Origin of the sequence: Bradyrhizobium sp. RT6a (assembly GCF_040547675.1) — a bacterium.
Classification (GTDB): Bacteria; Pseudomonadota; Alphaproteobacteria; order Rhizobiales; family Xanthobacteraceae; genus Bradyrhizobium.
Map to the genome: position 1 here is coordinate 387,144 of NZ_JBEPQC010000001.1, position 23,858 is coordinate 411,001.

General features: G+C 64.0%; 17 protein-coding genes. 6 read left to right on the top strand and 11 right to left on the bottom strand.

The window, feature by feature from the left end; translation table 11 throughout:
- From ABIC03_RS02010 to ndk, 4 genes are all read right to left on the bottom strand, one after another.
- The gene (locus ABIC03_RS02010; RefSeq protein WP_354055087.1) at positions 1-1,125 is read right to left on the bottom strand and encodes a PepSY-associated TM helix domain-containing protein; all 1,125 of its coding nucleotides are present in this window, start codon (positions 1,123-1,125) and stop codon (positions 1-3) included.
- 1 nt (position 1,126) lies between these two features.
- Complete coding sequence (locus ABIC03_RS02015) at positions 1,127-3,058, bottom strand: TonB-dependent receptor (RefSeq protein WP_354057472.1); 1,932 nt, start codon at positions 3,056-3,058, stop codon at positions 1,127-1,129.
- Between the two features lie 623 nt (positions 3,059-3,681).
- Positions 3,682-4,542, bottom strand: a complete 861-nt coding sequence (locus ABIC03_RS02020; protein WP_354055089.1) for a TerC family protein — start codon at positions 4,540-4,542, stop codon at positions 3,682-3,684.
- Between the two features lie 44 nt (positions 4,543-4,586).
- On the bottom strand, positions 4,587-5,009 hold the full coding sequence (gene ndk / locus ABIC03_RS02025) for a nucleoside-diphosphate kinase (protein ID WP_354055091.1): 423 nt from the start codon (positions 5,007-5,009) through the stop codon (positions 4,587-4,589).
- 310 nt (positions 5,010-5,319) lie between these two features.
- Here ndk and ABIC03_RS02030 point away from each other — a divergent pair, with 310 nt between their 5' ends.
- From ABIC03_RS02030 to ABIC03_RS02040, 3 genes are all read left to right on the top strand, one after another.
- A complete protein-coding gene (locus ABIC03_RS02030; protein ID WP_354055093.1) occupies positions 5,320-5,577 on the top strand; it encodes a sulfur globule protein precursor in 258 nt (85 codons plus the stop codon).
- Between the two features lie 232 nt (positions 5,578-5,809).
- Complete coding sequence (locus ABIC03_RS02035) at positions 5,810-5,983, top strand: hypothetical protein (protein ID WP_354055095.1); 174 nt, start codon at positions 5,810-5,812, stop codon at positions 5,981-5,983.
- Positions 5,984-6,054: 71 nt separating this feature from the next.
- The gene (locus ABIC03_RS02040; protein ID WP_354055097.1) at positions 6,055-7,917 is read left to right on the top strand and encodes an ABC-F family ATP-binding cassette domain-containing protein; all 1,863 of its coding nucleotides are present in this window, start codon (positions 6,055-6,057) and stop codon (positions 7,915-7,917) included.
- A 159-nt stretch (positions 7,918-8,076) separates the two neighbouring features.
- Here the strand turns inward: ABIC03_RS02040 and ABIC03_RS02045 are convergent, their stop codons facing one another.
- The 7 genes from ABIC03_RS02045 to ABIC03_RS02075 all read right to left on the bottom strand — a co-directional run bounded on the left by ABIC03_RS02045 (position 8,077) and on the right by ABIC03_RS02075 (position 18,714).
- Positions 8,077-9,042 (bottom strand): tripartite tricarboxylate transporter substrate-binding protein, encoded by a 966-nt coding sequence (locus ABIC03_RS02045; RefSeq protein ID WP_354055099.1) that lies wholly within the window; start codon positions 9,040-9,042, stop codon positions 8,077-8,079.
- A 165-nt stretch (positions 9,043-9,207) separates the two neighbouring features.
- Positions 9,208-10,662: an HlyD family type I secretion periplasmic adaptor subunit gene (locus ABIC03_RS02050; protein WP_354055101.1), complete on the bottom strand. Its 1,455-nt coding sequence runs from the start codon at positions 10,660-10,662 to the stop codon at positions 9,208-9,210.
- A complete protein-coding gene (locus tag ABIC03_RS02055; RefSeq protein ID WP_354055103.1) occupies positions 10,649-12,778 on the bottom strand; it encodes a type I secretion system permease/ATPase in 2,130 nt (709 codons plus the stop codon). The genes ABIC03_RS02050 and ABIC03_RS02055 overlap by 14 nt, the downstream gene beginning before the upstream one ends.
- A gap of 29 nt (positions 12,779-12,807) precedes the next feature.
- Positions 12,808-15,654, bottom strand: coding sequence for a beta strand repeat-containing protein (locus tag ABIC03_RS02060; RefSeq protein WP_354055105.1), 2,847 nt, complete (start codon positions 15,652-15,654; stop codon positions 12,808-12,810).
- Between the two features lie 443 nt (positions 15,655-16,097).
- A complete protein-coding gene (locus ABIC03_RS02065) occupies positions 16,098-16,589 on the bottom strand; it encodes a hypothetical protein (RefSeq protein WP_354055107.1) in 492 nt (163 codons plus the stop codon).
- 166 nt (positions 16,590-16,755) lie between these two features.
- On the bottom strand, positions 16,756-17,208 hold the full coding sequence (locus ABIC03_RS02070) for a DNA polymerase III subunit chi (RefSeq protein WP_275167194.1): 453 nt from the start codon (positions 17,206-17,208) through the stop codon (positions 16,756-16,758).
- Positions 17,209-17,214: 6 nt separating this feature from the next.
- Complete coding sequence (locus tag ABIC03_RS02075) at positions 17,215-18,714, bottom strand: leucyl aminopeptidase (protein ID WP_354055109.1); 1,500 nt, start codon at positions 18,712-18,714, stop codon at positions 17,215-17,217.
- 341 nt (positions 18,715-19,055) lie between these two features.
- Here ABIC03_RS02075 and lptF point away from each other — a divergent pair, with 341 nt between their 5' ends.
- Genes lptF through ABIC03_RS02090 form a run of 3 tightly spaced genes read left to right on the top strand, consistent with a single transcriptional unit; the run spans position 19,056 to position 23,808 of the window.
- A complete protein-coding gene (gene lptF, locus ABIC03_RS02080; protein WP_354055111.1) occupies positions 19,056-20,225 on the top strand; it encodes an LPS export ABC transporter permease LptF in 1,170 nt (389 codons plus the stop codon).
- Positions 20,222-21,319 carry an LPS export ABC transporter permease LptG gene (gene lptG / locus ABIC03_RS02085; protein ID WP_275167197.1) on the top strand — a complete coding sequence of 366 codons (1,098 nt, stop codon included), beginning with the start codon at positions 20,222-20,224 and terminating at the stop codon, positions 21,317-21,319. Before lptF ends, lptG begins: the two co-directional genes overlap by 4 nt.
- Positions 21,319-23,808: an LPS-assembly protein LptD gene (locus tag ABIC03_RS02090; RefSeq protein WP_354055113.1), complete on the top strand. Its 2,490-nt coding sequence runs from the start codon at positions 21,319-21,321 to the stop codon at positions 23,806-23,808. The genes lptG and ABIC03_RS02090 overlap by 1 nt, the downstream gene beginning before the upstream one ends.
- The last annotated feature ends 50 nt before the right edge of the window (positions 23,809-23,858 follow it).

Genomic DNA, 23,858 nt, shown 5'->3' on the forward strand with positions numbered 1-23,858 from the left:
CTAGCCTAACCTGATCCTGCCCGGACGTTTCTTGAGCCACATGATCCCGCCGCTGATGAACAGAACGAGGGGAGCGAAGCCGGCTGCGAAGACGAACAGACGCCCGACGAGTCCGAACGTCGCACCGTTGTGGATCCAGAGCTGTTCGGCCAGATAGCGATCGCCCATCGACGTGGCGCCCGAAGTGCGATCGTGCACCACCGCGCCGCTCCATGGATCGAGCCAGATCGCCCCCCGCGCACGTACCGCGGGATCAGCGCCTTCGGCCCGGAACTGCACGCGCCAGGTGTTGCGCGTTTCGGTTGGCGGATTGAACATGGCAATCGTCGTATCCGGCCTGGCCGCTTGCACGATTCGCACGATCGCATCGGCTGAGAGCTGCGGCGTCCCTGCGGCCGGCAGTTCGATCCGCGGCGAAGGATCAGGTGTCGGTTGCGACACGAGCCCAACAATGGGACGCACTACGCCAGGAAAAATGATCCCGACACCAGTGATCGAGATCATCGTGAGCGCGAGCAGCGCCCAAAAACCAGCCATGCCGTGGACGTCGAAAACAAATCGAAGAAGCGAAACGTCCTTGCTCACCGATACCGAGCGCCAGAACCGCCCCGGTTTCGGCCACCACAAGAACAGGCCCGAGACGGCCAAGCCGAGCAGTACGAGCCCGACAATGCCGACCAACTCCTTGCCCCACCACTCATGGAGCAGCAGCGTATAGTGGAGACGGTAAACCTTGAGGGCGAACGCGTTTATGTAGTCACGTCGTCCGAGAACCTTCCCGTTCGATGGATCGACCATGGTCGTCCAGCGATTGGGGTATCGACCTGTAGTGGTTTCGTGTGCGTGTATCACGACCCAGACCGGCCAAGTCCGGTCCGGAGCCAGGATTGTGGAAATCGGCGCGGTATCCGCCGCCGCGGCGGCGCGCATCACCTCGCTCAAGGTGACCTTTTGTTCGGGGCCGGCGGGGACGTAGAGCGCGGAATTCAGAGCGGCGTCGATTTCCCGATAGAAAACGATGAAGCTTCCCGTAAGGCCTATCAGCACCACGACGATGCCGCTGGTCAACCCGAGCCATCGGTGAGCCCAGAGAAGCTTGCGCTTTACGCGTCCAGGCCGCTTCAACTCAGAAATCCGTGGACATCGACAACAGCAGGGTCCGCGGAGCCCCCTGTGAGAGCGCGGAGAAGCTTGCCACGCCCGACCAGTAATTTTTATCGAACACGTTCTGGACCAGCGCCCGCAACGTGACAGGCCGGTTGTTGATGCGCGTGTTGTAGCGGGCACCGAGGTCGAGCCTCGTCCACGCCGGAACGACCTGCGTGTTTGCCGCATCCAGATACTGGTATCCCGTATAGATGGTGCTTGCGACCAGCGTCAGCCCGGGCGCGAATGGGGTGTCCCATTCGGCGGACAAATTGGCTTGCACCTGAGGCACACCGATCGGCGTCTTGCCGAGATTGGAAGGCGTGCTCGTCTTCGTCAGCTCCGGGTCGATCAGCGTCACGCCGCCAAGCACGCGAAGGCCTGTCTGCACCTCTCCGAATACCGTGAACTCCAGGCCGCGATTGCGCTGTTCGGCGTCGGCCCGGAAGACTTTGTCGACACCCAACTGCCCCGATGGCTTGGTGATCTCGAACAGGCTGATCGTGGTGGCCAGCATGCCGAAATCGATCTTGACGCCGGCTTCGTGTTGCTTGCTGAAATAAGGTGCAAGAACTTCTCCGGAATTGCTCGCCGTCGTTGGTGCGACATCCCCCTTGCTCAGTCCTTCGATGTAGTTTGCGTACAGGGAGACGTGGCTCCAGGGCTTGACGACCAGACCAACCATCGGCGTGAGCGCCGTTTGATCGTAAGCAGCGCTAACGGCACCCGTGGCGGTGTTGTAGTTGTTCGACTTCACGCCTTGTTGCCGGACGCCGACGGTCAGCTGAATGCGATCCTGAAAGACCGACAAGGTGTCGGCCAGCGCGAGGCCGGTCAATTCGGTATCGGAAAGCTTTGGAACAGTCGCGGGAGCCGGAACGAGTTGCTCCGGACGGGCGACCGGAGCATAGATGTTGGACAGCACCGGCGAGCCGGAAACAGAACCTCGCGACAATTGATCGGTGTAGTAGCTCCCCTGGAAGCTCACGGCATGATTGATCGCACCGGTCCCAAACCGGGCGCGCACGCCGGCGTCGGCGACGTTCCTGTCAATATCGAATTTGAAGCGGCCGGGTGTCGAACTGGTATTGCCGACCGAGTTCAGGATCGTCGGCGTACCAAACAGACGATCGACCTGGGTCCTGCCGCCACCGCCGTCGGCGAACACCGTCACGGAATCGGTCACGTCGTATTCGGCGCGTGCTAGCAGCGAGTTGTCATGGACCTTGGCGAACTCCCAGGCCTGCGTGACATTGCGCCTCCCGACCGGAGCGGTCGGGACAGCGACGCCTGTCGCGACCAGAAACGGCCTTGCGGGCGCGTCGAACTTTTCTTCCTGGTCGATGAAGTCGAGCGAAGCCCTGAACTTCTCGCCGCGATAGTCGAACGCCGCAGAGCCGACATGCGCCTGGCGGCTCTGGTTGTCGAGCGGCGTATCGCCGTTGTGATAACTGCCATTGACGCGAATTCCGAATTCGCGGTTCTCGCCGAACCGTCGGCTCACGTCGAGATGCGTGCCGAACTGGGAGTTCGTCGCGTAGTCGGTGGTAACCCGCGTGAGATCGACGTCACCTGCGCGTTTCGGAACGATGTTGATGGCGCCGCCGACGCTGCTGTTCGGAGCCATGCCGTAAAGGAGCGCGGTCGGGCCTTTGATGATTTCGATGCGTTCGACGTAGTCGGTGAACACACGGTAGTTTGGTGCAACACCATAGACGCCATTGAAGGCAATTTCTCCGACATTCCCCTCGCCGATCGGAAAGCCGCGGATGAAGAAGGAGTCGAGAATGCCACCGGTCTGGCCCGTGAAACGGACCGAAGGATCGTTGCTGACGACGTCGGCGACCGTGGTGGCCTGTTGATCTTCGATCTTCTTCGCCGTGTAACTGGTGATGTTGAACGGGGTGTCCATGAAGTCCCTGTTGCCCAGCAAGCCAATTTGCCCTCCGCGGGCCACCTGCCCGCCTGAATAGGCCGGCGGCAGCGTGCCGGGCTTCGGCGCTGCGGGAGTTCCTTCCGCTTGCGTCGTGACCTGCCCAACTGCGGGCGAGCTTCCGCGGGCTGCTCTTCGGCCGGGATTCGAACGTGCGCGTGCGCGCTGCTTCGGCACGTCTGCCGTAACGGTCACCGCCGGCAACGTTGTCGCCCGCTCCGTCTCCGGCACAGCGCTCTGCGCGTTGCTGCCGTGAAGGAAGCCGTCGCTGAACAAGGCGATGGAAATCACAGAGGCCGCGAAAGCTGTCGGTCTGGAGATCCTCGGTCGGGATCTGAAGGCAACAGCAAGAACAGCAACAGGGCGGCAAGTGACTCTCGGCGGCATCTCTTAACAGCTTCCGGTTTGATTAAATGAATACCGGAGCGACGTGCAGCGGGAACAGTCACCGAGTCAACGAAAACGGCTTTATTTTCAGTACTTTAGAATAAGACAACGTCTAATTATGGAAGGATCGCCATGGCAACGCTGGGCCATTCCAGTCCGGCGCGGCTTCCGTAGGCGACAACAGGCTTGGTGCGGACAGCGGCTGCCGCAGAGGATCACTCCGCCGATGCCTTGGCGTGGCGTTCGGAGGACTCCAGAGCGGCCGCGCTCATGCTGCGGCGGCGCCAGATGGAGCCGACGACCAGCACGACGACGACGCCGAGAGCTGCGCAGAGATATTCGCCGCCTCCGCCGCCATGGGCGAATTGCGGCGGGATGCGCAGGGCGCCGAGCATGTTGTCGAGCGAGGCGCCGAACGGACCGTCGAACAGCGTGTGCAGCCTCGGCGCGATGCCGGGATCGGTCGCGATCACCTCGCCCGCGATCCAGCCGAGCAGCGCCGCGCCGGCCCACACCAGAACCGGCAGTTTTGCAAGCAGCGCCATGATCAGCGCCGCACCGGCGACGATCAAGGGCACGCTGATGGCAAGACCGAGCACCAGCAAGGACGCGCTGCCATTGGCGGCCGCGGCCACCGCAATGACGTTGTCCAGGCTCATGACGATGTCGGCGACGACGACGATCTGCACGGCCTGCCAAAGATGCGAAGCCGACTCGACGCCGTCCTCGTCCTCCTGTTCCGGCACCAGCAGCTTTGCCGCAATCACGATCAGTGCAAGACCGCCAACCAGCTTGAGGTACGGTAGCTCCATCAGGCTCGCGACGATGCCCGTGAAGATGATCCGCAGCAGCACCGCGGCGCCGGCACCGAAGATCATGCCCCACAGCCGATGCCGCGGCTTGAGGCCGCGGCAGGCGAGCGCGATCACCAGCGCATTGTCGCCGGACAAGAGGATGTTGATCCAGATGATCTTGCCGACCGCGACCCAGAAGGTCGGTTCGGCCATCTCAACGCGGAACTGGGTGAAGAATGCCCCGATCGTAGCGGGATCGAAGATCTGCCAGAGCCAGTTCACACTACGTCCTTTCGCCGCGTCTCGTTAACTTATCGGCTGACGGATCAGCCGACGATCTCGTTGCCCGAAAAGAACTGCGCGATCTCGATCGCGGCGGTTTCCGCGGCATCCGAACCGTGCGCGGAGTTCTCGCCGATCGACTTTGCGTAGAGCTTGCGGATGGTGCCGTCAGCCGCCTTGGACGGATCGGTCGCACCCATCACGTCGCGATACTTGGAGACGGCACCCTCGCCTTCCAGCACCTGCACCACCACGGGGCCCGACGTCATGAAGTCCACGAGCTCGCCAAAGAAGGGGCGCGCCTTGTGGACCGAATAGAAGGTCTCGGCCTGTTCCTTGGTCATGCGGATGCGCTTCTGCGCGACGATGCGCAGGCCCGCCTTCTCGATCACGGCGTTAACCGCACCGGTGAGGTTACGCGCGGTGGCGTCGGGCTTGATGATCGAGAAGGTGCGTTCGATGGCCATGATCATGTCCTTGAAGAGAAAACGGTGGTTCGGAGTTGCCGGGCTTATATCGGCGCCTTCGCCATACGGCAAGCGACCGCCAAAACCGACTCCGGGGGCGCTTCGCCGCAGGCCAGGCGCCGAATTCCAACATGGATTACAACGATTTCACCCAGATGAACCCAATCTGAAGGCCTCGTCAGGGTTTGGTTCAGCCTCGCTCGGATAACCTCAGGTCCATCGAAACCAAAGCCTCTGCCCGAGGCGGACCGTTTCGGCGGCCTTTCCATCGACGCGATAGCCCCGCGCCGGCAGTTTTGAGGAGATCACCATGTTGAGGAAACTTTCGCTCGCCGCGGTCGCCGTGGTCGCGCTCGGTGCCGCGCTGGCCCCGACCTCCGCCTCCGCGCACTGGCATGGCGGCGGCTGGCATGGCGGCGGTGGCTGGCACCACGGCCACAGTTGGGGTGGACCGCGCTTTTATGCCCGCGGCCCCGTCGTCTCTTACGGCAATGGCGGCTGCTATGTGCGCCGGCTGGTCCCGACCCCCTGGGGACCCCGCTGGCGGATGATCAACCGCTGCTACTGAGCCCGACAGCACCTTTCCAAGAGCACCAACCAAGGGTACCTGTGCCCCCCAAGGTACCTTCCGAGCGAAGCCCCGGCGTCCCCCAACGCCGGGGCTTTGTATTCGGAGCGGGATATTGCACGGCTTCACACAATTTTTGCTAGAATGCCGCGCAATCGCCGCGAGTGGCGAAACCATTTGGGAGCCAAGGACTTGGTACCGTGTCGCTTCTATGAGAACACGGAACCCTGCGATGGTTAGCCTTTTCGCCGATGACAGCGAGCAAATCGACCGGCGCACCAGCCGCTCGATCCGCGATGCGGTGGGTGAACGGCTCCAGCAGAGCCTGCGGCTCGAGGCCAGGCTGCCGACGCACCTCGAGCAACTCCTCAATGAGCTGAAGCAGCGCGACCGCGATTCGCACTGACTTCGCAAGAACCGGCTTGCGGACACGGAAAAACGGGTTGCGTTTGATCGCGGGTGCGGTGACAAGGCCGCATGCTCTCCATCACCGACCTCTCCATCCGCCTCGCCGGACGCCTTCTGATTGACCAGAGTTCCGTGCAGATCACGCCCGGATCCCGCGTCGGCATGGTCGGTCGCAACGGCACCGGCAAATCGACCCTGTTCAAGGTGATCCGCGGCGAGCTTGCGGCTGAGCACGGCACGGTGACCCTGCCGCCCCGCTGGCGCGTCGGCAGCCTCGCGCAGGAAGCGCCGAACGGCCCAGAGAGCCTGATCTCGGTCGTGCTCAAGGCCGACCTCGAACGCGACGCACTGCTCACCGAAGCCGAGAGCGCGACCGACCCGCACCGGATCGCCGAGATCCAGACCCGGCTGGTCGACATCGACGCACATTCGGCACCAAGCCGTGCCGCAGCCATCCTCTCCGGCCTCGGCTTCTCGGCCACCGACCAGCTCCGCCCCTGCGCCGAATTCTCCGGCGGCTGGCGCATGCGCGTTGCGCTCGCCGCAACGCTGTTCGCGGCTCCCGACCTGTTGCTGCTCGACGAGCCCACCAACTATCTCGACCTCGAAGGCACGCTGTGGCTCGAGGATCACCTCGCGCATTATCCGCGCACCGTAATCGTGATCAGCCATGACCGCGACCTGCTGGAAAGCTCGGTCGACCAGATCCTGCATCTGGAACGCGGCAAGCTCACGCTTTACAAAGGCACCTACTCCTCCTTCGAGGAGCAACGCGCCATGCGCGAGATGCTCGACGCCAAAGCGGTCAAGCGGCAGGAAGCCGAACGCGCCCGCCTGCAGGCCTTCGTCGACCGCTTCAAGGCCAAGGCCTCGAAAGCCCGCCAGGCCCAATCACGCGTCAAAATGCTGGAGCGGCTGAAGCCGATCACGGCGCTGGTCACCCAGGATGTGCGCGAGATCAGCTTTCCCGCGCCCGAGAAAATCCTGTCGCCGCCGATCATCGCCACCGACAACGTCGTGGTCGGCTACGATCCGAACACGCCCGTCCTCAACCGCGTCACCTTGCGCGTCGACAATGACGACCGCATCGCGCTGCTCGGCTCCAATGGCAACGGCAAGTCGACCCTTGTGAAGCTGCTCGCCGGCCGTCTCGCGCCGTTCTCGGGCAAGGTGACCCGCGCGGACAAGCTGTCGATTGCCTATTTCGCCCAGCACCAGCTCGACGAATTGAACGAGGATGCCTCGACCTACGACCACGTCCGCAAGCTGATGGGTGAAGCGCCTGAGGCCAAGGTGCGCGCACGCGCCGGCGCCATCGGATTCTCCGGCAAGGCGGCCGACACCAAGGTCGGAAAATTGTCGGGCGGCGAGAAGGCACGGCTCCTGCTGGGGCTTGCGACCTTCTTCGGCCCCAACATGATCATCCTGGACGAGCCGACCAACCATCTCGACATCGACAGCCGCGCCGCGCTCGCGGAAGCCATCAACGAATTCCCCGGCGCCGTCATCATGGTTTCGCACGACCGCTATCTGATCGAGTCCTGCGCCGACCAACTCTGGATCGTCGCCGACCGCACCGTGACCAATTACGATGGCGACCTCGACGAATATCGCCGCCTGGTGCTGTCCGCCCGCAATGGCGAGCCCGCCCCGCGCGAGCGCAGCGCGGTGAGCGAGAAGCCGCAGCGCCCGAGATCGGACAATCGCGGCTCGCTGAAGAAACGTATCGCGGAAGCCGAAACCGAGATCGCCCGCGTCAGCGAGATCATCAGCAAGATCGACACCGCGCTCGCCCTGCCCGACATCTTCACCCGCGATCCCAAGCAGGCCGCGCAACTGTCGAAAGCACGCGCGAACGCAGCCGACGCGCTCGCGCGCGCCGAGGAGCAGTGGCTCGAGGCGAGCACGCAGTTCGACGCGGCGGCGGGTTGAAGCTCCACGACCGGGCCGACATTAAAAATCGCGAAAACAACCCCATGCACAGTACCGGTATTTTGCTACCTGGTCATTAGCTCTTGAATAGACAGTTCTTTACCGTGTTGGCTTAGCGCGTTCACGGAGCGATGTCGGCTCGAATTGCGCAGGAACGGCTCAGTCCGCAAACTGGCCGGCGGCCTTGATCATCGGAGCCCAACGGTCGACTTCACTCGCCAGCGTCGCGGCCAGCGCCTCCGGCGTCGCCTTCTCCTGCGGGACCGGCTCCGTGTTGATGTCGTTGAACCGGGCGATCAGCGCGGGATCCCTAAGCGCGGACTGGAGCGCCGCCGTCAGCTTCTGAACGACCGCCGGCGGTGTGCCCTTCGGCGCGTAGATGCCGTGCCACACGCCAAGTTCGAACCCCTTGAGGCCGGCCTCATCAGCCGTCGGCAGATCGGGCAAGCTCTTCAACCGCTCCTTGGTGGTGATCGCATAGGCCTTGACCTGCTTCGACATGATCGGGCCGGTCGTGTTCGTCGCCTGGTCGCAGGTGAGATCGATCTGCTTGCCGAGAAGATCGTTCATGATGGGGCCGTTGCCCTTGTAAGGCACCGCGGTGAGCTGCTTCTGGATCGCCGTCATGAACAGCATCCCGCAGAGATGCGAGGCCGCTCCGAGTCCAGCGTTGGCGTAGGTCAACTTGTCGCCCTGCTGTTGGGCGTAGGCGACCAATTCCTTCAGTGTGTCGGCCGGGAAATCCGCACGCGCGATGATGGTCATCGGCGCATTGGTCACAAGCCCGATCGGCGCGAAGGCGGTCTTCGTGTCATAGCTGAGGTTGCGGTACAATGTTGCGGCGGTCGAGAGGCCGACATGATGGATCAGCAGCGTGTATCCGTCGGGCTGGGCTCGCGAGGCGCGGGTCGTCGCGATGGTGCCACCGGCGCCAGGCGCGTTCTCCACGATGACCTGTTGGCCGAGCGATTTCGCCATGCCTGCCGCCGTCAGGCGAGCAATGGTGTCCGTAGGTCCGCCGGCGGCGAACGGCACCAGCATGGTGACGGGCCTGACTGGATAGTCCTGGGCGAGCGCCGCGCCAAACGGCAAGAGCAGAGCCGACACGAGGGCAATGAGCCGCATAGTTTCCTCCAAATTTTTGCTTGCTCCTATGTACGCATTCCGGGCTGCGCGGCCACACGAAAACGACTTCGTCGAGAGTGGAGCGCCCGCGGCATGGTGTAGCTGCCGAAAAGCCCGATCGGTTCTCAGGGCGCCTCGCGAAGCTTCGTCGGCAACAGGCGGGAACTAGCGCTCCCGCATGATCTCGTGCCGGTAGCGCTGCAGCGGCGATAGCAGGTAGCTCAGGATGGTGCGCGAACCGGTCCTGATCTCGACGGTCACCGCCATTCCCGGCGACAGGTTGACGAGGCGGTCGTCCACCTGCATCTGGGTGCGATCGAGCGAGATACGGGCGCTGTAACTCAACTCCTGCCCGCTGGGCTCGCTGCTGTCGCGTTGCGTCCCGGGCGCACGGTCGCTCCCGCGCTCCTGCGGCCGGTCACGGACGATGGCATCCTGCGAGACGCTCAGGACCCGACCTGCGAGAAGCCCGTAGCGGGTGAAATTGAAAGTGTCGATCTTGATCGCGGCGCCCTGCCCGGCCCCGACAAATCCGATATCGCGGTTGGAGATCATCGCCTCGATCTCGAGCCGCGTATCGGTCGGCACGATCACCAGCAGCGACTGTGCGGGCGTGACCACGCCGCCGACAGTGTGGACCGCGAGCTGCTGCACGACGCCGTCGACCGGCGACGTCAGTTGCTGAAGCCTCGTCCTCTGCTGCGCCTTGATCAGATCGCGTGCGACGCCATTGGCTTTCTGTTCGCTCTTGGCAAGCTCATCGGACAGACTTTTCCTGTACTCGGCCAAGGCCTGGATGCGGGTCTCCCGGATCGCAGCGACGGCCGCCTCGGCCTCCTTCAAGCGGCTACTCTGGACGCGAAGCTCCTCCTGCTGCTCGATCTGGAGCTGGAGGGTCTCATAATAGGTCAGCTTCGAGCCGATCTCCTTCTCCATCAGCGTCTTGCGGATCTCGACACGCTGCTGGGTGACCGGCAGCAACGCATCAAGCTTGTGAATCGTCGCAGCAATCGTCTGATGTTCGGCCTCCTTCTGCGCTTCTTGACGTGCGAGCGCCGCGAGCTTGGCCCTGTTCTCGCTGACCTGATTGGCGAGGAGCTGCCGTTGCGTCGCGACCAGCATGGGATCGGCGTCCTCTGGTACGACGAGATCGGCGGATACCCCTTCGCCGCCCGCCAATGCGGCGCGGAGGCGCGCAACGTTGAGCCGCTCGGCCATGAGATCGTCGTGCAGACGATCGCGCTCTGCGGCGTTCACGGTCGGATCAAGCTCGATCAGCAGGTCGCCCGATTTGACCGATTGCCCGTCCTGCACGTGAATGGCACGCACCACGCCGGTCTCGAACGGCTGGACCACCTTGCTTCGCCCGCTCGACACGACCTTGCCGGTTGCGGACGCCACGATGTCGATCGTGCCCCAGGCCGACCAGGCCAGCGCCGCGCAGACAAGCAGCATCAGGGCCATGGCGATGGCGCGGCCGATCGGCGACGGCGGTGTTTCCGTGATTTCCAGCGCCGCCGGCAGGAAGGCGACTTCTTCGGCGCGCCGACCCTTTCCATTCCGGAACGGGATCACGGTCTGCTCCGGCCGAGCGGCCGGCACAGTGCTAGCCGACCTCATAAATGCCTCCCTGGAGACGATGCAGGGCGGCGTAGCGGCCGCCGGTCTTGATCAGCGCATCATGCGTGCCGTCCTCGACCAGGCGGCCGCGTTCCAGGGTGAAGATGCGATCGGCGCCGCGGACGGTGGACAGACGGTGCGCGATGATCAGGACGGTGCGGCCTTTCGCGATCTCCTTCATGTTGTCATGGATGATCCGCTCGCTTTCATAGTCGAGCGCGCTGGTGGCTTCGTCGAAGATCAGGATCCGGGGATTGCCCACCAGTGCGCGGGCAATCGCGATGCGCTGGCGCTGCCCGCCCGAGAGCGTCGAGCCGCGCTCGCCGACCACCGTATCGTAGCCCTCGGGGAGCTCCAGAATGAAACCATGCGCGCCCGCGAGCTTCGCCGCGTCGATGATGCGATCCATCGGCAGGCTCGGATCGGCCAGCGCGATGTTGTCGCGCACCGACCGGTTGAACAGCATGTTGTCCTGGAGCACGATTCCAATCTGCCGACGGAGCCCTGCCGGATCGGTCGTCATCAGATCCATTCCGTCGACCAGCACGCGGCCGCCTTGCGGAACGTAGAGCCGCTGCACCAGCTTGGCGAAGGTGCTTTTGCCCGAACCGGACGATCCGACGATGCCGACGGTTTGTCCGGCTGGAATGTCGAACGAGACATCGTGCAGGATCTCCGGCCCATCGAGGCGGTAGCGGAAAGAGACGTGCTCGAAGCGGATGTTGCCCCGGATCGGCGGTAGCCCCGCGCGGGCGGCGGAGTAAGCCGGCTCCGCCGCGCTGTTGAGGATGTCGCCGAGCCGCGCGATCGACAGCCGCGCCTGATGAAAATCCTGCCAGACCTGCGCGAGCCGCAGCACCGGGGCCGACACCCGCCCCGCGAAGATGTTGAAGGCCACGAGCTCGCCGACGGTCAGGGCGTCACCGATCACCAGTCTGGCTCCGACATAGAGAATGGCGGCGGTGACGACCTTGCTGACGAGCTGCACCAGCTGGCTTGCCGTGTTGCCGAGGCTCGTGACACCGAAGCTCGCGGAGACATAACCGGCGAGCTGCTCTTCCCAGCGGCGCTGCATCTGCGGCTCGACCGCCATCGCCTTCAGCGTTTCGATGCCGCTGACGCTCTCGACCAGGAAAGCCTGGTTCTCGGCGCCACGGCGGAATTTCTCGTCCAGCCTGCGGCGAAACAGCGGCGTCGCCACGGCCGAGATCGCGATGTAGAACGGGAATGATGCCAGCACGATGAAGCTCATCTGCGCCGAATAGGCGAACATCACCGCCAGGAACACCGAGGTGAAGACCAGGTCGATGAGAAGCGTCAGCGACGAGCTGGTGATGAAATTGCGAATGTTCTCGAGCTCACGGACCCGGGCCACGGAATCTCCGACGCGCCTGGCCTGAAACCAGGCCATCGGCAGCGCCAGCAGATGGTGAAACAGACGTGCCCCGAGCTCGACGTCGATGCGGTTGGTCGTGTGCGCAAACAGGTAGTTGCGCAGGATCCCGAGCACGGTGTCGAACAGGGAGACGACGACGAGGCCGATGACGAGAACGTCGAGCGTGGACAGCGAGCGGTGCACCAGCACCTTGTCGATCACGACCTGGAAGAACAGCGGCGAGACCAGCGCAAAAAGCTGGAGGAAGAACGAAGCCGCCAGCACCTCGCCCAGCAGCCGCCGGTATTTGCCGATCGCGCCGATGAACCAGGTGATGTCGAAGTGCCGCCCGAGGTCGGACCGGCCGGCGCGCCGGACCATCAGGATCAAGCCGCCGTCCCAGATCGCGCACAGCTCGTCGCGATCCATCAGCACCGGGCGCTGCGCCTCCGGAGACTGCACCAGCACCTTGTCGGCGGAGGCCTTTGCGATGACCATGAAGCCGCCGTCCCGCAGCATTGCGATTGCAGGCAGCGGGGTGTCCGACAGACGGCTCCACTGCGTTCGATAGGTTCGCGCTTTAAGTCCGAGAGACCTGGCGCAGCGGACAATATCCGCTGCGCCGAAGCTTGCCGCGCCCAGCCGCCTGAGCTGCGCGCGATCGGCCGCGACACCTTGCAGATGCAGCAGCGTCAGCAACGCATCGAGCCCCGTATCGGAGGAGACCGCGTTGGTCATCATGAGCGTTCTCCGGGCCGATGCCGCCGGCTTCAGGCGTGCTGCGGCGATGCGAGCACCTGGCTTTGCGTCGCGTGCGGATCGGGCAGCGGCATCTCGCCGTTGCCCTCACCTGCCGGGACGAAGCTGGCCGCCATGGCCTGGTTGAGCAGCATCGCGGCCGCGAACGCTCCGCCCTGGATGACGACGTTGTTGCCGGTGCCGCCGTCCAGGATGTCGAGGCCGCCGCCGCCGATCAGCACGTCATCACCGGCACCACCTGCCAGCGTGTCGTTGCCGGGGCTGCCGATCAGCACGTCGTCGCCGTTGCCGCCATTGGCGACGAGCTGGATGCCGCCGTGCAAGCCGGAAGCCGTGATGACGTCGTCGCCATCGAGGCCATTGATGACGATCCTGTCGCCCGCGCCGGCATCGGTGATGTTGATGTCCTGGCCAAGCCCCGACACCGTGATGATGCCGTCGTGCTCGGTCACCGTGATGACGTCGTTGCCGCCGGTTGCGCTGATGGTCACGGTATCCGCGGCGCCGTCATTGGCGCCGAGATCGAGGTCGACCTGGCTCACGCCAGTGCCGGAGAGGTCGCCGACCGTAATGTCGTCGGCACCGCCGAGGGCAATGAAGTCGACATGTTCAACCCCGTTCAGGTCCATCGCAATGGCGGCAACATCTCGCGTGAACAGCACCCGGCCGCCATTGGCCGAGATGTTGATGGTCTCGCTGATATTGGCTCCGTTGAATGCCAGCGTGTCGGTGCCCTTGCCGCCTTCGACGGTGTCGCTGCCGTCGCCGGGATTCCAGACGAAAGTGTCGTCGCCCGCACCGAGATTGGCGAAATCGTCGCCGCGTCCGCCGTTCACAATGTCATTGCCGGCACTGCCGGTGATGGTGTCGTTGCCGTCGCCGCCGTTGATGTTGAGGCTGAACGACTGTCCCGCCTTGATGGAAGACGCATTGATGACGTCATTGCCTTGTCCGCCGTTGATGCCGAGTACATCACCGGCGTCCGCGTGCGCAATCGTCACCTGCGCAGCGAGGCCGTTGACCACGATCGATCCGCCGGAGGTCACGACCGATATGTTGTCGTCACCGGTCGTGCCATTCACGGTCACGCGGTCCGCCGCTCCATCGCCGCTCTGGCTGCCGGGGCCGGCACTCAGGTCGATGGCAACCTGCGCGATTCCTGTCCCGGTCAGATCGTTGACGGTGATGTTGTCGGCGCCGCCTGCTGCCGCGATCTGCACGTGCTCGACGCCAGCGAGGTCCATGACGATTGCACCGACGTCACGGGTGAGTAGCGCACGGCTTCCGTTCGCCGAGATCGACATGGTCTCGGCCACATTGGCGCCGGTGAACACCAGCGTATCGGTTTCCGTGCCACCTTCGACAGTGTCGCTGCCGTCACCGGGATTCCACGTGAAGATGTCGTCGCCTGCACCGAGAAGCGCGACGTCATTGCCGCGGCCGCCAGTGACCTTGTCGTTGCCGTCGCCGCCGATCAGGGTATCGGCTCCCTGGCTGCCGGTGATGGTGTCGTTGCCCGCACCGCCGTCGATGGTCAGCCCGATCGCCGCGCCGAGCGTGGATGCATCGATCGCGTCGTTGCCGCCGAGCGCCTGCACGACCAGCCGGTCGTTGCCGGCCTCTGCATTTGCGATCGTCACGACCTCCGGCAGCCCCGTGACGGTGACCGTCGTGCCCGTGGCTGTGACCTCGATGTGCTGATTGCCGTTGCTGCCGTTGACGGTCACCGTATCAGCTGCGCCGTCGCCTTGCGTCCCTCCCGGAACGGCTCCGAGATCAATCAGCACCTGCTTGACGCCGGTCCCGGTGAGGTCACCGACGGTGATGTTGTCGGCACCACCCCGCGCATCGAATTCGATCTGCTCGACGCTGTTGATATCCATCGTGATGTTGGCGACATCGCGGGTGAAGAGCACTCGGCCGCCATTGGCCGAGATCTTGATGGTCTCGTTGATGTTGGCGCCATTGAAAAGCAGCTTGTCGCTGCCCGATCCGCCTTCGACCGTGTCGCTGCCGTCGCCGGGATTCCAGATGAAAGTGTCGTCGCCACTCCCGAGCTGGGCGACGTCGTTGCCGCGTCCGCCGCTGACGATATCGTCGCCGCTGCCGCCGATGATGAGGTCGTTGCCGTCGCCGCCGATGATCCTGTCGTTGCCGGCGCCGCCATCAAGCGTCAGCGAGATCAGGCTGCCGAGCCCGTTGCCCGCGGTGATGACATCGTCGCCGCCGCCGCCGTGCAGGACGAGATTTTCCGTCGTGCCGATGTCGAGCGAGAACGGCGCCGCGCCCGCCCCGTCGAGCCGCACGCGGGTGCCGTTCGCCGTGATCGTGAACGTCTCGGCGCCGTTGTTGCCGTTGACCTGAGCCGTATCGTTGCCCTCACCACCCTCGAACAGGTTGGTGCCGCCGCCGGGATTCCAGATCATGACATCGTCGCCGGCCTGACCGAACAGCTGGTTGTCGCCGCTGCCGCCATCCAGGACGTCGTTACCCGCTCCGCCGAACAGCAGATCGTTGCCGCCGGCGCCCTTGATCAAATCGTTGCCGGCCTGACCAAACAGAAGGTCGGCTCCCGAGCCGCCCGTGATCTTGTCATTGCCGTCGCCGCCGAAGATGTGCACCGCGGGCATCGGTCCGTGGCACTCGTCGACGGTGATCGTGTCGTCACCGCCTTGACCGAAGATGTCGATCGCCGTGGTGTTGTCGACCGTGGGTTCGCCACCAACCGTTTTCACGTGCCCGTTATTGACCAGGATGCGGCCGGACTTGTCGCGACTTATCACGAGGCCGTTATTCGCGCTGTCGCCAAAAATGGTGAGCTGCCCCGTAACCGGGGAAAACACAGAGGTAATGGACATCCAAATGATCCTTCCGACCTAGCCCCTCCCCTCGGTGCGTAGCATTCGCGCACATGACGTTCTTGAACCGTTGCTTGAGACGCGCGTGATTATTCTGGAGATTTCCTCCAGTTTTGCTTCGGGGCAGTTTTCGACAGCGGACGTGAAGGCTCGCTGATCACGAACCGCGTGATCACGGATCACGCGTAACGCCCCCGTGATTTTCAACGCGCGCGGAAGAACGCGGCCCGAGGCAATGAAGGCGCTTTGGGCGAAGGTCGGCATCCCGCGATGTCGAAACTCACGAACGCGATCGCCGGCGGGTGCGAGCGCGAAGAGATAACGGTTCACGCCTCCGCCATCGCAATCAAGGGATGCAAAATCCGCTTGACGATGGGGGCAAGCATGCGCGGCTGATCGCATCGATAGCCGCAACCAGCATCAGGGTAAAAGGCCGACCCGTGTTACGCCGCCGACTTCTTCTTCGGCTTCGGCTTGGTCGCCTTCGGCATGACCGGCGCCTCGGGCGTGCCCTCGATCGAGGACAGGCGGCCGGACGTGAAGGTGTAGATGCCGGCACGCGGACCGCTCGTCCACGTCACGACCGCAACGCGCCTGCCGGCGGCATCACCGGAGAGGTTGACGTTCGAGGGCGCGCCGATGCCGCGCACCACGTCGCATTCGGTGTGGCCGAGCGCGACGGTGCCGCCCATCGGAGCCGGCGAGGTCGTCGACGCATTGGCATCGGCCGGCCCGGGCGGCGGCGCCATGCCGGCACAAGCCCCGTCGGCACTGACCAGATCCTCGGCAACAACCGGCTTGTCGGGGGTGAGCGGCGGCGACTCAATCGAGATGCTTTTGATGAACAGGCGGCTGGGCGTGTTGAACCACTGGGCATCCCGGGACAACAGATCGGTCCCCGAACAGCCCGCGACCAGCGGGGCTACGGCCGCCAACGCAACTATGAGCGAGCTGGGAAGCTTTTGATGTCGCACGATAAACTAAATTCCCCGAGTGAAGGATCGGCCCTAAGCAATTGTACCAACATCACTTTGCGGCACGAAGGTGACAAAAGCCATCATTGCCCGAAAAGTGCAAATTATCATTAATTGCGAGCGACCGCTAATTCCGCTTCTGCCACCGGCCCCGCTCGTCGGCCTGCCAATAGGTGACATCAAATCCCCGCGCCTTGCAATCCGTCCAGGCGCTGCGGGCGAACGCAAGCGCGTCCGGATCGTCGCCATCGAACAGCAGCACCATGCGCTCATAGCCCTGGGCGTCCTGCGGCAGCGCGGCGTTGTCGACGAGGAAGCGGACATTGGCACCGTTCGGATTGTCCTCCTCGACCGCCAGCACGATCGGCTGATCGGCGGCGTCGCTCACCCGCCATGTCGCGTGGGGCAGGAAGGAATCGTCGCGATAGGTCCACAGATGGGCGTCGAGCGCATCGGCGCGCTCCGGCGAATTCGACTGCACCACGACGCGCCAGCCGCGCTCGAGCGATTTCTCGAGAAGCGGCGGCAACACGTTCTCCACCGTCATGTTTTGCAGATGGTAGAAAAGGACTTCAGTCATCTCGGGTCATTTGCGCTCGTAATGGTCGGCGACCAGACGGTCCAGCAAGCGAACGCCATAGCCGCTTCCCCAGCTCTGGTTGATGTCGGTCTTCGGCGCTCCCATGGCGGTACCGGCGATGTCGAGATGCGCCCAGGGCGTGCCGTCCACGAAGCGCTGGAGGAACTGCGCCGCGGTGATCGAGCCGCCATGGCGTCCGCCGGTGTTCTTCATGTCGGCGAACTGGGAATCGATCAGCTTGTCGTATTCAGGGCCAAGCGGCAGGCGCCAGACCTTCTCGCCGCTCTCGATGCCGGCCGCCAGCAGCCGCTCCGCAAGCTCGTCATTGTTGGAGAACATGCCGGCATGCTCGGTGCCGAGCGCAACCACGATGGCGCCGGTCAACGTCGCCAGATCCACCATGAATTTCGGCTTGGTTCTCTTGGCGACGTACCAGAGCACATCGGCAAGCACCAGACGGCCTTCCGCGTCGGTGTTGATGATCTCGATGGTCTGGCCCGACATCGAGGTGACGATGTCGCCCGGGCGCTGCGCGTTGCCGTCCGGCATGTTCTCGACAAGGCCGATGGCACCGACGACGTTGACCTTGGCCTTGCGTGCCGCGAGCGCATGCATCAGGCCGACGACGCAGGCCGCGCCTCCCATGTCGCCCTTCATGTCCTCCATGCTGCCGGCCGGCTTGATCGAAATGCCGCCGGTGTCGAAGCAGACACCCTTGCCGACGAAGGCAACCGGCGCCTCACCCTTCTTGCCACCGTCCCAACGCATGATCACGGTGCGGCTCGGCCGCGCCGAGCCCTGGCCGACGCCGAGCAGCGCCCCCATGCCGAGCTTGTCCATCGCCTTGACGTCGAGCACCTCGATCTTGACGCCGAGCTTGCGGAGCAGGCCTGCGCGGCGCGCGAACTCCTCGGGAAAAAGCACGTTCGGCGGCTCGTTGACGAGGTCGCGCGCGATGATCACGCCGTCCACGATCGCAGCCGCCGATGCAAACGCCTTCTTCGCGGCGACGACATCGCCGACCGCAAACGAGACGTCGGCGCGCGAGCCGCCCTCCTCGCCGTCCTTCTTCTTGGTCTTGTAGCGATCGAACTTGTAGGTGCGCAGCCGCAGGCCCGAGGCGATCGCGACCGCCTGCTCGCTCGTCATGGCGCCATTGGGCAGTTCCGCCATGATGGTCATGGCCGCCGTCCCGACCGGAAGCTTGCTCGCCGCCACGCCGCCGAACTTGAGGAGGTCGTTAGCCTTCAGGCCGGTTGCCTTCCCGGCGCCGATCACGATCAGGCGGGTGGCCTTCACGCCCTCGGGTGCAAGGATGTCGAGCGCGGCGCCGCTTTTGCCTTTGAAGGCGGCGGCGGCCGCCGCCCGCTTCACGAGTTCGGTGGCGCCGCCGAGCGCCTTTGCGGTCGCCGGGCCGAGCTTCAGAGCGTCGTCGCAGAACACGACCATGATGCCACGGACGGCGGCAGATAATGGAACGAAGCCGACCTTGATGGCATCGGACATAAGTAACTCCTCAAAAACATTGCGCTTTTTTACCGATCGGCGGGCCCGGCCACGGGCCGGAGCTGAACGGCGATTCACTGAGCGTGCCGCACTATGGGCCACCGGCCCGGCAGATGCCAAGCACCCCCCGTGGCCGAGGGGCCACAACGAGGGAAATATTAACCATATATTGAGGGTGCCACGGGGCAGCCATTTTGTTGACGGATCAAAGGGATGGTACTGAGAGAGTAAGCCGGCGGATGAGATGGTTGGCCGACCTTGGGGATCCCCTTGCGGGGATTGGTTGGACAGCCGGAATTCCGGCCGGCATTGGGGACTTGGTGGGATTCGTGCGGTAGCGCATGGGGTCAATCGATAGGTATATCTTCCGCACGACGCTCGCGTCGTTTGCGCTGGTCCTGGTCAGCCTCACGGGCGTGATCTGGATTACGCAGGCGTTGCGCGGCATCGACCTGATGACGAGCCAGGGTCAGACCATCCTGACCTTTCTCGGCATCACCAGCCTCGTTGTGCCCGCGCTGGTCCTGATCATCTCGCCGATCGCGCTGATGATCGCGATCTCGCATACGCTGAACAAGCTCGCGACCGATTCCGAGATCATCGTGATGAATGCCGCCGGCTTCTCGCCGTTCCGGCTGTTCTATCCGTTCTTCTACGCCACCTGCGTCGTGGCCCTGCTGGTCGCCTTCATCGCCGCCTATCTCGCTCCCGACGGCATGCGCCGGATCAAGCAGTGGGACGCCGAGATCACCGCCGACGTGCTCACCAACATCCTGCAGCCCGGCCGCTTCGCCCAGCTCGACAAGAACCTGACGATCCGGATTCGCGAACGCCAGCCTGGCGGCATCCTCGCCGGCATCTTCATCGACGACCGCCGCGATCCGAACGAGCGGGTCTCGATCGTTGCCGAGCACGGCGAAGTCGTGAAGAACGACAACGGTTCGTTCCTGGTGCTGGAGACCGGCAATCTGCAGCGTTTCGAGGCCGGCAAGCGCGATCCGGCGCTGGTGGCGTTCGGGCGCTACGGCTTCGACATGTCGAAGTTCTCGGGCCAGGGCCGCGACGTCACCCTCGGCATCCGCGAGCGTTATCTCTGGGAGCTGCTCTCGCCGTCCGAGGACGATCCCGTCTACAAGCAGATTCCCGGTCAGTTCCGCTCGGCCCTGCATGACAGCCTGCTGGCGCCGATCTATCCGTTCGCCTTTGCCGTGCTGGCCTTCGCGTTTCTGGGTGCGCCTCGCACCACGCGCCAGAGCCGCAACTTCTCGATCGGCTCCTCGATCCTCGCCGTGTTCGGCCTGCGCATGGCCGGCTTCGCATGCTCAGTGATGGCGGTGAAATCGCCGGGGGCGGTGCTGGTCCAATATGCGATGGTCATTGGTGCCATCGGCATCGGGCTGGCGATCATCATTGGCGGCCTCGTGGTCGAACCGCCGCCGCGCCTCATGGAGGCCATCAACAGGTCGAACGCGCGCATCGCGCGGCTGTTCGGACGGCCGGCCACCGCATGAGCATGCTCACCAACACACTCGGGCGGTATTTCGCCGGCCGTTTCGTGGTCGCGGCGCTCGGCGTGTTCGCCAGCATTTTCCTGCTGCTGGTGCTGGTCGATTACATCGAGATGGTGCGCAAGACCTCAGGGCTCGCGTCCGCCTCCGCGGTCATGGTGGCCGAGACCTCGCTGTTCCGCGTACCGCAGCTGTTGGAGAAGCTGACGCCGTTCTGCATGCTGATCGGCGCCATGACCTGCTATCTCGCCCTCTCCCGCCGGCTCGAACTCGTGGTCGCGCGCGCCGCCGGCGTCTCCGCATGGCAATTCATCTCTCCGGCGCTCGGCAGCGCGCTCCTGATCGGAGTCATCGCCACCGTCGCCTACAATCCGATGTCGGCCAATCTGCGCGAGCTCTCCAAGCGCATGGAAGCCGAGCTGTTCGGCTCGGCGCCCGGCGGCGGCATTCAGGACGCCTCCGGCTTCTGGCTCAATCAGGTCACCAATGACGGCCAGACCATCATCAACGCGGCGCGCAGCGAGCAGCAGGGAGTCCGGCTCACGGGGCTCACCCTGTTCCGGTTTGACACAGAGCAGCACTTCAAGGAACGGGTCGAGGCACGCGAGGCGACGCTCGAGGCCGGCCGTTGGCTGTTCAAGAACGTCCGTCGCTTCTCGCTGGATTCGCCGCCGGTCGATCAGGCCAGCCTGGAGATTCCGACGACGCTGACCGAGGCGCAGGTCCGCAACAGCTTTTCCACACCCGAGACTGTGTCCTTTTGGCAACTACCGAGCTACATCCGCTCTTCCGAAAGCTCGGGCTTCGCGACAGCCGGATACCGACTCCAGTATCAGAAGCTTCTGGCACAGCCGTTTTTGCTTGCGGCCATGGTGATGCTCGCGGCCTCCGTGTCGTTGCGCTTCTTCCGGATGGGCGGCGTGCAGAAGATGGTTTTGAGTGGCGTGGGCGCAGGCTTTCTGCTCTACGTCCTGTCGAAAGTGACTGAAGATTTGAGCAAGGCTGAGTTGATGCATCCGATCGCTGCGGCGTGGTTGCCTGTGGTGGTGGGCGGCCTCACCGGCTTTTTGGCCTTGCTGTATCAGGAGGACGGATAGTGACGGCCGTCCACCGAGGGCCCGTGTCTCGTTTGACGCGGCGCACATTGGTGCGCGCGAACGGGTGTGGCTTGTCCATTCGCAGGTTCCTGCTTGCCGTCGCCGCCGCGGCATCGCTCGGTGGCCTGATGGACGTTGCCGCCGTGGCGCCGGCTTCCGCCCAGAGCTTCACCTACAATCCGCTGCCGCCGCGTGCGAAGCCGCCGAAGGCCGTCAACGACAACCAGATGCTGGTTCAGGCGACCGAGGTCGACTACGACTACAACAATTCGCGCGTCTCCGCGGTCGGTAACGTCCAGCTGTTCTACAACGGCACCAGCGTCGAGGCCGACAAGGTCATCTACGACCAGAAGACCAAGCGGCTTCATGCCGAAGGCAACATCCGCATGACGGATGCCGACGGCAAGATCACCTATGCGGAGATCCTGGACCTTTCCGACGACTACCGTGACGGTTTCGTCGATTCGCTGCGCGTCGACACGGCCGACCAGACCCGCATGGCGGCGAGCCGCTCCGATCGCTCCAGCGGCAACTACACGGTGTTCGAGAACGGCGTCTACACGGCCTGCGCGCCGTGCAAGGACGATCCGAAGAAGCCGCCGCTATGGCAGGTCAAGGGTGCGCGCATCATCCACGACCAGCAGGAGAAGATGCTGTATTTCGAGACGGCGCAGCTCGAATTCTTCGGCGTGCCGATCGCCTATATGCCCTATTTCTCGACGCCCGATCCGACCGTGAAGCGCAAGACCGGCTTCCTGATGCCGGGCTTCACGTCGAATACGCCGTTCGGCTATGGCGTCGAGGTTCCGTTCTACTGGGCGATCGCGCCCGACATGGACGCGACGTTCAACCCGCGCATCACGTCCAAGCAGGGCGTGCTGTTCCAGGCCGAATTCCGCCAGCGCCTGATGGACGGCGCCTATCAGATCCGCGTCTACGGCATCGACCAGCTCGATCGGAGCGCGCTCGCCGGCCAGCCCGGCGACAAGCAGTTCCGCGGCGCCGTCGACACCAAGGGTCAGTTCGCGCTGAACGACAAATGGGTCTGGGGTTGGGACGGCGTCCTGATGTCCGACTATTATTTCTTCTCGGACTATCGGTTGTCGCAATATCGCGATCCGCTGGGCTCGTTCCTGTATCTGCCGACGGATGCGCTCTCGCAGCTTTACCTGACCGGTGTCGGCAATCGCAGCTTCTTCGACGCGCGCACGATGTATTGGCTGAGTTACTCCGGCAACCAGAGCCAGGTGCCGATCGTCTACCCCGTGATCGACTACTCGAACGTGCTGAACTATCCGGTCTTCGGCGGCGAGTTCAGCTACAAGACCAATTTCGTGAACCTGTCGCGTGACACCGCGGTGTTCGATCCGATCACGACGCTCGCCAACACCAATGGCCTGTGCACGACGGTGTCGGCCGATCCGCTCGCGCGCACGCCGTCGCAGTGCCTGCTGCGCGGCTTCCCGGGCACCTACACCCGCCTGACGGCCGAAGCGCAGTGGCGCAAATCCTTCACCGATCCATTCGGTGAAATCTGGACCCCCTTCGCCATTCTCCGCGCCGACGCGATCAACTCCTCGGTCTCCAACCAGCCGGGCGTGTCGAACTATCTTCCTGTCGGTGACACCCAGGCGCTCCGCCTGATGCCGACTGTGGGCCTCGAATACCGCTACCCCTTCATCAACGTTCAGCCCTGGGGTTCGACCACCATCGAGCCGATCGCGCAGATCATCATCCGGCCGAACGAGACCTATGCCGGCAAGCTCCCCAACGAGGACGCGCAGAGCATGGTGTTCGACGCCTCGAATCTGTTCAGCGTCGACAAGTTCTCCGGCTACGACCGTGTCGAGGGCGGCGGCCGCGCCAATGTCGGCGTGCAGTCCACCACGCAGTTCGACAGGGGCGGCGCGATCAAGACGCTATTCGGACAGTCCTACCAGCTGTTCGGCATGAACTCCTTCGCGGTCCAGGACTCCATCAATACCGGCGTGGATTCCGGCCTGCAAAGGCCGCGCTCCGACTACGTGGCGAGCGCCGCCTACTCGCCCAACAGCACCTATACGTTCAGCGTTCGCTCCCGCATGGACGAGCAGACCTGGAACATCCAGCGCTTCGAGGCGGAAGGCCGCGCCAACTTCAACCGCTGGTCCGTCAGCATGCTGTACGGCAATTACGCGGCACAGCCGGAACTCGGCTATCTGACCCGCCGCGAGGGCATCCTCACGTCGGGCTCGATCAAGGTCGCGGCCAATTGGGTGGTCACGGGCTCGGCGCGCTGGGACCTGGAGGCCAACAAGATCAACCAGTATGTGCTCGGTGCCGGCTACGTCGACGATTGTTTTGTGCTCGGCTTGAACTATGTAACCGCGTATAGCTATTCCGCAGGCGCGACGCCGCCCACCCTGAACCACGCGATCATGTTCCAGATCGGCCTGCGCACGCTGGCGAACACAGCGACGACCAGCAGTTCCGGCGGCGGCCTCCAGTGAACGGTTTGAAGGTGCCGGCCGCGTGTTCCCGATCGCAGGTTCACCACGGC

Bases quoted from the DNA above. Each gene is read 5' to 3' on its own strand.
- ABIC03_RS02015 (WP_354057472.1), bottom strand. From the start codon at position 3,058: ATGGACACCCCGTTCAACATCACCAGTTACACGGCGAAGAAGATCGAA.
- ndk (WP_354055091.1), bottom strand. From the start codon at position 5,009: ATGGCCATCGAACGCACCTTCTCGATCATCAAGCCCGACGCCACCGCG.
- ABIC03_RS02030 (WP_354055093.1), top strand. From the start codon at position 5,320: ATGTTGAGGAAACTTTCGCTCGCCGCGGTCGCCGTGGTCGCGCTCGGT.
- ABIC03_RS02035 (WP_354055095.1), top strand. From the start codon at position 5,810: ATGGTTAGCCTTTTCGCCGATGACAGCGAGCAAATCGACCGGCGCACC.
- ABIC03_RS02040 (WP_354055097.1), top strand. From the start codon at position 6,055: ATGCTCTCCATCACCGACCTCTCCATCCGCCTCGCCGGACGCCTTCTG.
- ABIC03_RS02045 (WP_354055099.1), bottom strand. From the start codon at position 9,042: ATGCGGCTCATTGCCCTCGTGTCGGCTCTGCTCTTGCCGTTTGGCGCG.
- ABIC03_RS02050 (WP_354055101.1), bottom strand. From the start codon at position 10,662: ATGAGGTCGGCTAGCACTGTGCCGGCCGCTCGGCCGGAGCAGACCGTG.
- ABIC03_RS02055 (WP_354055103.1), bottom strand. From the start codon at position 12,778: ATGATGACCAACGCGGTCTCCTCCGATACGGGGCTCGATGCGTTGCTG.
- ABIC03_RS02060 (WP_354055105.1), bottom strand. From the start codon at position 15,654: ATGTCCATTACCTCTGTGTTTTCCCCGGTTACGGGGCAGCTCACCATT.
- ABIC03_RS02070 (WP_275167194.1), bottom strand. From the start codon at position 17,208: ATGACTGAAGTCCTTTTCTACCATCTGCAAAACATGACGGTGGAGAAC.
- ABIC03_RS02075 (WP_354055109.1), bottom strand. From the start codon at position 18,714: ATGTCCGATGCCATCAAGGTCGGCTTCGTTCCATTATCTGCCGCCGTC.
- lptF (WP_354055111.1), top strand. From the start codon at position 19,056: ATGGGGTCAATCGATAGGTATATCTTCCGCACGACGCTCGCGTCGTTT.
- lptG (WP_275167197.1), top strand. From the start codon at position 20,222: ATGAGCATGCTCACCAACACACTCGGGCGGTATTTCGCCGGCCGTTTC.